The organism is Roseomonas sp. TAS13, from assembly GCF_001950415.1.
Classification (GTDB): domain Bacteria; phylum Pseudomonadota; class Alphaproteobacteria; order Acetobacterales; family Acetobacteraceae; genus Roseomonas; species Roseomonas mucosa.
The window spans coordinates 1-4,869 of the sequence record NZ_BDLP01000324.1 but is presented as its reverse complement, the minus strand read 5'-3'; the positions used below and the strand labels follow the sequence as shown (position 1 = coordinate 4,869).

The following is a 4,869-nucleotide window of genomic DNA, read 5'->3' as shown; positions in this document are numbered from 1 at the left end:
GCTGTGCGTAGATGTGATCAAGAGACAGGCGCGGGCCAGGGGCTTCACGCCGGATGCTGTGCCGCCACCCAGGGCATAGAGCCGGCCCTGGGCCAGTCTCGATAGTTCCCCGGTCAGGGTGTCGCCCTCCGTGCCGTCCACCAGCAGGCCGGTCCGCCCCTCGCCCTCCGGATCGGCGAGGCGTGCCTCCAGCACCAGCTGACGCAGGGCGCGGTCCAGGGCCTCGGCCGAGGGGCTCGCCATGGGCAGGCCCAGCCCGCGTGCCAGCCCCGTGGTCGGCGCCCCGTTCCGCAGCACCAGGGTCGGCACCTCCGGACAGAGACGGGACAGGCTGGCGCGCAGCGGTTCGGAGGACAGGATGACGCGGATGCCGCGCAGCCTGTCGCGCATCTGCCCCACCAGCTTCTGCCGATGCTGCGGGATATAGACCAAGCGTGGCGCCGTCACCGCCTCGGCGGGCAGCAGGCAGGCACGCGGGAAGGCCAGCGCGGGCTTGCCGAAGCGTTGCAGCAGTTGCGGGGTTTCGGCCAGCAGCAGCGCGGGCAGGCGCACACCTTCGGCGGGCTTGGCAATCCGCAGCATCACCTGTTCCAGCGCCGGGTCGCCGGGGAACGGCTCCCACTCGGAGGCCGGCAGGCCACGCGCCGGCACCGCCAGCATCGCCAAGTCGAAATGGGCCAGCATCCGGGCCGTGGCGCCGGAGAAGCCCGCGGCATCGGACACCAGCAGGAGCCAGGGGGAATGCCCCTCCGCGCGCAACCCTCCGCCCAGGGCACAGAGCCGGTCCCAGCCCTCGCCCTCGGTGTCCGTGGCGAGGAACAGCACCACGGCGCCCGGCCCTTCGCGCAGGGCGGCCACGGCATCGGCCCGGCGCGAGACCAGGGCCGGCGACGGGCGGTTCGCGGCCAGCGGACCAAGGCAGCCATGCGGCCGCAGGGCAAGATCGTGACGCCCATCCTTCGTGGTGACCGTCAGGACCGGCGCGGCATCGCGCTCCGCCAGATGCAGCCTGGCCTCGAAGCGGCCCCCGTCCAGCGGGTGCACCACCTCCGGCGGCCCCTGGCCGGTATCGAGCAGGACGCTCTCGATCTCCGTGCCCGTCGCGTTCATCCGCAACGTGAAGAAGCCGGCCTCGTCGAGGCTGGCCTCGATGACCTGCCCTGGCATGGCTGTATCAGGGCAGCCCTCACCCTCGGATTCGTAAGCGGTCATGTCCGGTTGTCGGCGCTCGCGGAACATTGAAGTTGCACCTTTCAGCATGCCCACAACCATAGCAAGGGTTAATCACGTTTAAGTAAATAGACGGACGCGAACGCTTCCATTGTCTCAACTAATGAGAAGCGTTCTAAAGGTTTTACACACTAAATGGTTGTGTCATGCAATCTTGCGGTGCAAAATAACCCTTAGTTTATCCACCCATGGTTGTCGCCCCCTGGGTCGTCAACCCGGGCAGCCACCAAAAAGGGACTCACCGCATGAAAGTGGGGATCATCGGCTACGGGAAGATGGGGCAGATCCGGGCCGACGCCATCGAGGCCGGGCGGCACGCGGAGATCGCCACCGTCTTCGACACGGTACGGCTGCCCGACTGCCCGTATCCCTATGCCGCCTCGGCCGAGGAGATCATCGCCGATCCCAGCCTCGACGCGGTCTTCGTCTGCACGCCGAACTGGCTGAACCGCCCCCTGACCATCGCCGCCCTGCGGGCCGGAAAGCACGTGTTCTGCGAGAAGCCGCCCTGCTTCAACGGCACCGAGATGCGCGAGATCATCGGTGTCGAGCAGGAATGCGGCCGGGTCCTGATGTACGGCTTCAACCATCGCCACCACGGCGCGATCCTGCGCATGAAGGAGATGGTCGAGGAAGGCGAGTTCGGCCGGATCCTCTGGATGCGCGGCCGCTACGGCAAGAGCGTGGACGGCGACTACCTGAAGGGCTGGCGCGCCGACCGGAGCCTCGCCGGCGGCGGCATCCTGCTCGACCAGGGCATCCACATGCTCGACCTGTTGCTGCACCTGAACGGGCGTCCGTTCGACGAGGTGCAGGCCATGGTCTCCAACCTCTACTGGAAGACGCCGGGCATCGAGGACAACGTCTTCGCCCTGATGCGCGACAGCGCCACAGGCTGCGCCGTCTCCTTCCACTCGACCATGACGCAGTGGCGCCACCTCTTCTCGCTCGAGGTCTTCCTGGAGCGCGGCTACCTCACGCTGAACGGGCTCAAGACCTCCTCCGGCACCTATGGCGAGGAAGTCCTGACCATCGCGCGCAACCGCGCCAGGGCGCCGGCCGCGAGCTTCGACAGCGAGGAGAAGATCCACTTCGAGGTGGATGCCTCCTGGCAGCGCGAGGTGGACGCCTTCTTCGAGTCGGTTCGCACCGGCTCGGCCGTCACCTACGGCTCCTCGGCGCAGGCGCTGCAGGTGCTCGACCTGATCGACCGCATCTACGCCCATGAACGGCACGAATCCGCCGATCTGCGCGAGATGCTCCTGGGACATGCGGACTGAGGGGAAGAGAGTGATGGACACCAACGTCAAGGACGCCGTCGTGACCAATGACTGGCACGGCTGGCTCGAGAACTACTTCCAGCGCTACACGTCGGAGGCCTTCGACGAGAAGCACTACCCGGCGCTGATCGCCTTCCGCGATCTCTGCCTCAAGATCCGCGCCAGCAAGAACAAGCTGCTCTTCGCCGGCAACGGCGCCTCGGCCTCGATCTCCTCGCACGGCGCGGTGGACTTCACCAAGCAGGGCCGGGTCCGCGCGGTGGACTTCAACGAGCCCAACCTGATCACCTGCTTCGCCAACGACTACGGCTATGAGAACTGGATCTGGCGCGCCATGGAGCGCTATGCCGATCCGGGCGACGCGGTGGTGCTGATCTCCGTCAGCGGCACCTCGCCGAATGCCGTGAAGGCCGCCGAATGGGCCCGCAGGAACGACGTCAGCGTCGTCACCTTCACCGGCAAGTCGCCGGAGAACCCGCTGAAGGCGCAAGGCGACATCAACTTCCACATCCCCTCGGGCGCCTACAACGTGGTCGAGGGCGTGCACAACATCTGGCTGACCACCGTCGTCGACATGCTGGTCGGCGAGGCCGAGTACAGCGTGGTCTGACGCCATGCGCATCCTGGCCATGATCCCTGCCCGCATGGGCAGCCAGCGCCTGAAGCAGAAGAACCTCAAGGAGATCCGCGGCGCGCCGCTGATCGCGCATGCGATCCGCAAGTGCCAGGAGGCCGGGGTCTTCGACGAGATCTGGGTGAATTCGGAGCATCCGGCCTTCGGGCCGGTGGCGCTGGCCGAAGGCGCCCGCTTCCACCAGCGCCCGGAGCATCTCGGCTCCAACACCGCGACCTCCGAGCAGTTCGTCGCGGAGTTCCTGGAGAAGCGCACCTGCGACGCGGTGGTGCAGGTGCATTCCATCGCGCCGCTGCTGACGGCGGAGGAGGTCCGCTCCTTCGTCAACCGGCTGCGCGAGGGGCAGGAGGACGCGCTGATGAGCGTCATCCACGAGAACCTGGAATGCATGCATCGCGGCGCGCCGGTGAACTTCACCTTCGCCGAGAAGACCAACAGCCAGGACCTGCTGCCGGTCGAGCGGATCACCTGGTCGATCACCGGCTGGCGGCGCGAGACCTATCTGGAGGCCTTCGCCGCCGGACGCTGCGCCACCTATTCCGGCCGCATCGGCACCTGGCCGGTGGGCCGGATGGCCGGGCACGTGATCAAGACGCAGGAGGATTTCGACATCGCCGAGGCGCTCTGGGACACGGTCCACCGTCCCGCCGCGGCGCTGGATGCCGCCGCCGCCTGACGGCGCGATGCATCACCCGACAGGAAGCGCCGGGAGGGAGACCTCCCGGCGCTTCGTCCTTTCCGGCTCAGGCCGGAACCCGCATCTCCACCGCGCCGAAACGGCCGAAGGAGGCGCGCACCAGTCCGGGCCGCGGCGGCTGCAGGCAGCCGGTGCAGGAACCGGTCAGCACGTACTGCCCCGTCTGGATCGTGTAGCCGCGCGCATTGGCCAGGGCCACGAAGGCCACGGTGGCGCCGAAGGGCCCGCCTTCCACCAGCGCACCAGTGCCCGACGCCGCCTCGGCTCCGTCGAAGCTCACCGACACCCGCAGATCCAGCAGCTCCTCCGGCGTCCAGTCCGCGACGCCCTCCCCGACGATGCCGAGGCCCGAGGCGCCGTTGTCGGCGATCAGGCCGAAGGCGCCGAACTGCCCCAGCGCGGCGAAGCGGGTCTGCGGCACCTCGATCGCGGGATGCACGCCCGTGATCGCCGCCCGCACCTCCTCCGCCGACCAGGGCGCGCCGCGCGGATCAAGGTCGCGGCCGAAGCGGAAGGCGATCTCGCTCTCCACCCCGGCCTGCGGCAGGTCCGACGCGGGCGGCTCGGCGCCGGAAGGCAGCACACGCTCCGCCGGCAGCACGCCGAAGAAGCCGCGTTCCAGCCCGAAGCCCTCGCGCACCGACTTCACCGTGGCGCCCAGCTTCCAGGCCCCGATCTTCCGGATCGTTCCCGCCACCACCGCGTCCTGCACCGCCTCGGCCTCCGCCAGGCTGGCCGGGATCTCGGCCGGCTGCGGCGCCAGGACGGCGCGGTCCCGCACCGCCGCGATCAGCTTCGCCGCCAGCGCGCGGCGCTCCGCCAACCCGCTCACGAGGGTGCCCTCCCCGTCACGGCGCGCACATGCATCGGCCCGCCGACCTCGCCGGTGACGGCGATCTCGCCGCCCGCGGCCTCCACCAGCGCGCAGCCGGCGGCGACGTCGTACCAGTTGATGCCTTCCTCCTCGTAGCCGTCGAAGCGCCCGCAGGCGACCCAGGCCAGGGAGAGCGCGGCGCTGCCGATCATGC

General features: G+C 68.9%; 6 protein-coding genes. 3 read left to right on the top strand and 3 right to left on the bottom strand.

The window, feature by feature from the left end; all coding sequences use genetic code 11:
- Positions 1-1,167 (bottom strand): hypothetical protein (locus tag ROTAS13_RS19255; protein ID WP_216348691.1); only part of this gene is annotated, 1,167 nt, incomplete at its 3' end.
- Positions 1,168-1,475: 308 nt separating this feature from the next.
- Between ROTAS13_RS19255 and ROTAS13_RS19250 the strand changes: the two genes are divergently transcribed.
- The 3 genes from ROTAS13_RS19250 to ROTAS13_RS19240 are packed head-to-tail and all read left to right on the top strand — an operon-like array spanning position 1,476 to position 3,820.
- Positions 1,476-2,510, top strand: a complete 1,035-nt coding sequence (locus ROTAS13_RS19250) for a Gfo/Idh/MocA family protein (protein WP_019460076.1) — start codon at positions 1,476-1,478, stop codon at positions 2,508-2,510.
- 13 nt (positions 2,511-2,523) lie between these two features.
- Entirely contained in the window at positions 2,524-3,120 is a 597-nt protein-coding gene (locus ROTAS13_RS19245; RefSeq protein WP_019460075.1) for an SIS domain-containing protein, read from the top strand.
- A 19-nt stretch (positions 3,121-3,139) separates the two neighbouring features.
- Positions 3,140-3,820, top strand: a complete 681-nt coding sequence (locus tag ROTAS13_RS19240) for a cytidylyltransferase domain-containing protein (RefSeq protein ID WP_208852667.1) — start codon at positions 3,140-3,142, stop codon at positions 3,818-3,820.
- Positions 3,821-3,887: 67 nt separating this feature from the next.
- Here the strand turns inward: ROTAS13_RS19240 and ROTAS13_RS19235 are convergent, their stop codons facing one another.
- Together ROTAS13_RS19235 and ROTAS13_RS19230 are read right to left on the bottom strand one after the other, a co-directional pair.
- Positions 3,888-4,673: a 2-keto-4-pentenoate hydratase gene (locus tag ROTAS13_RS19235; protein ID WP_126281843.1), complete on the bottom strand. Its 786-nt coding sequence runs from the start codon at positions 4,671-4,673 to the stop codon at positions 3,888-3,890.
- The coding region (locus tag ROTAS13_RS19230) for an inositol monophosphatase family protein (RefSeq protein ID WP_083755623.1) at positions 4,670-4,869 on the bottom strand (200 nt) is incomplete at its 5' end. The genes ROTAS13_RS19230 and ROTAS13_RS19235, both read right to left, overlap by 4 nt.

Excerpts from the sequence above, each read along its gene's own strand:
- ROTAS13_RS19250 (WP_019460076.1), top strand. The coding sequence starts at position 1,476 with ATGAAAGTGGGGATCATCGGCTACGGGAAGATGGGGCAGATCCGGGCC.
- ROTAS13_RS19245 (WP_019460075.1), top strand. The coding sequence starts at position 2,524 with ATGGACACCAACGTCAAGGACGCCGTCGTGACCAATGACTGGCACGGC.
- ROTAS13_RS19240 (WP_208852667.1), top strand. The coding sequence starts at position 3,140 with ATGATCCCTGCCCGCATGGGCAGCCAGCGCCTGAAGCAGAAGAACCTC.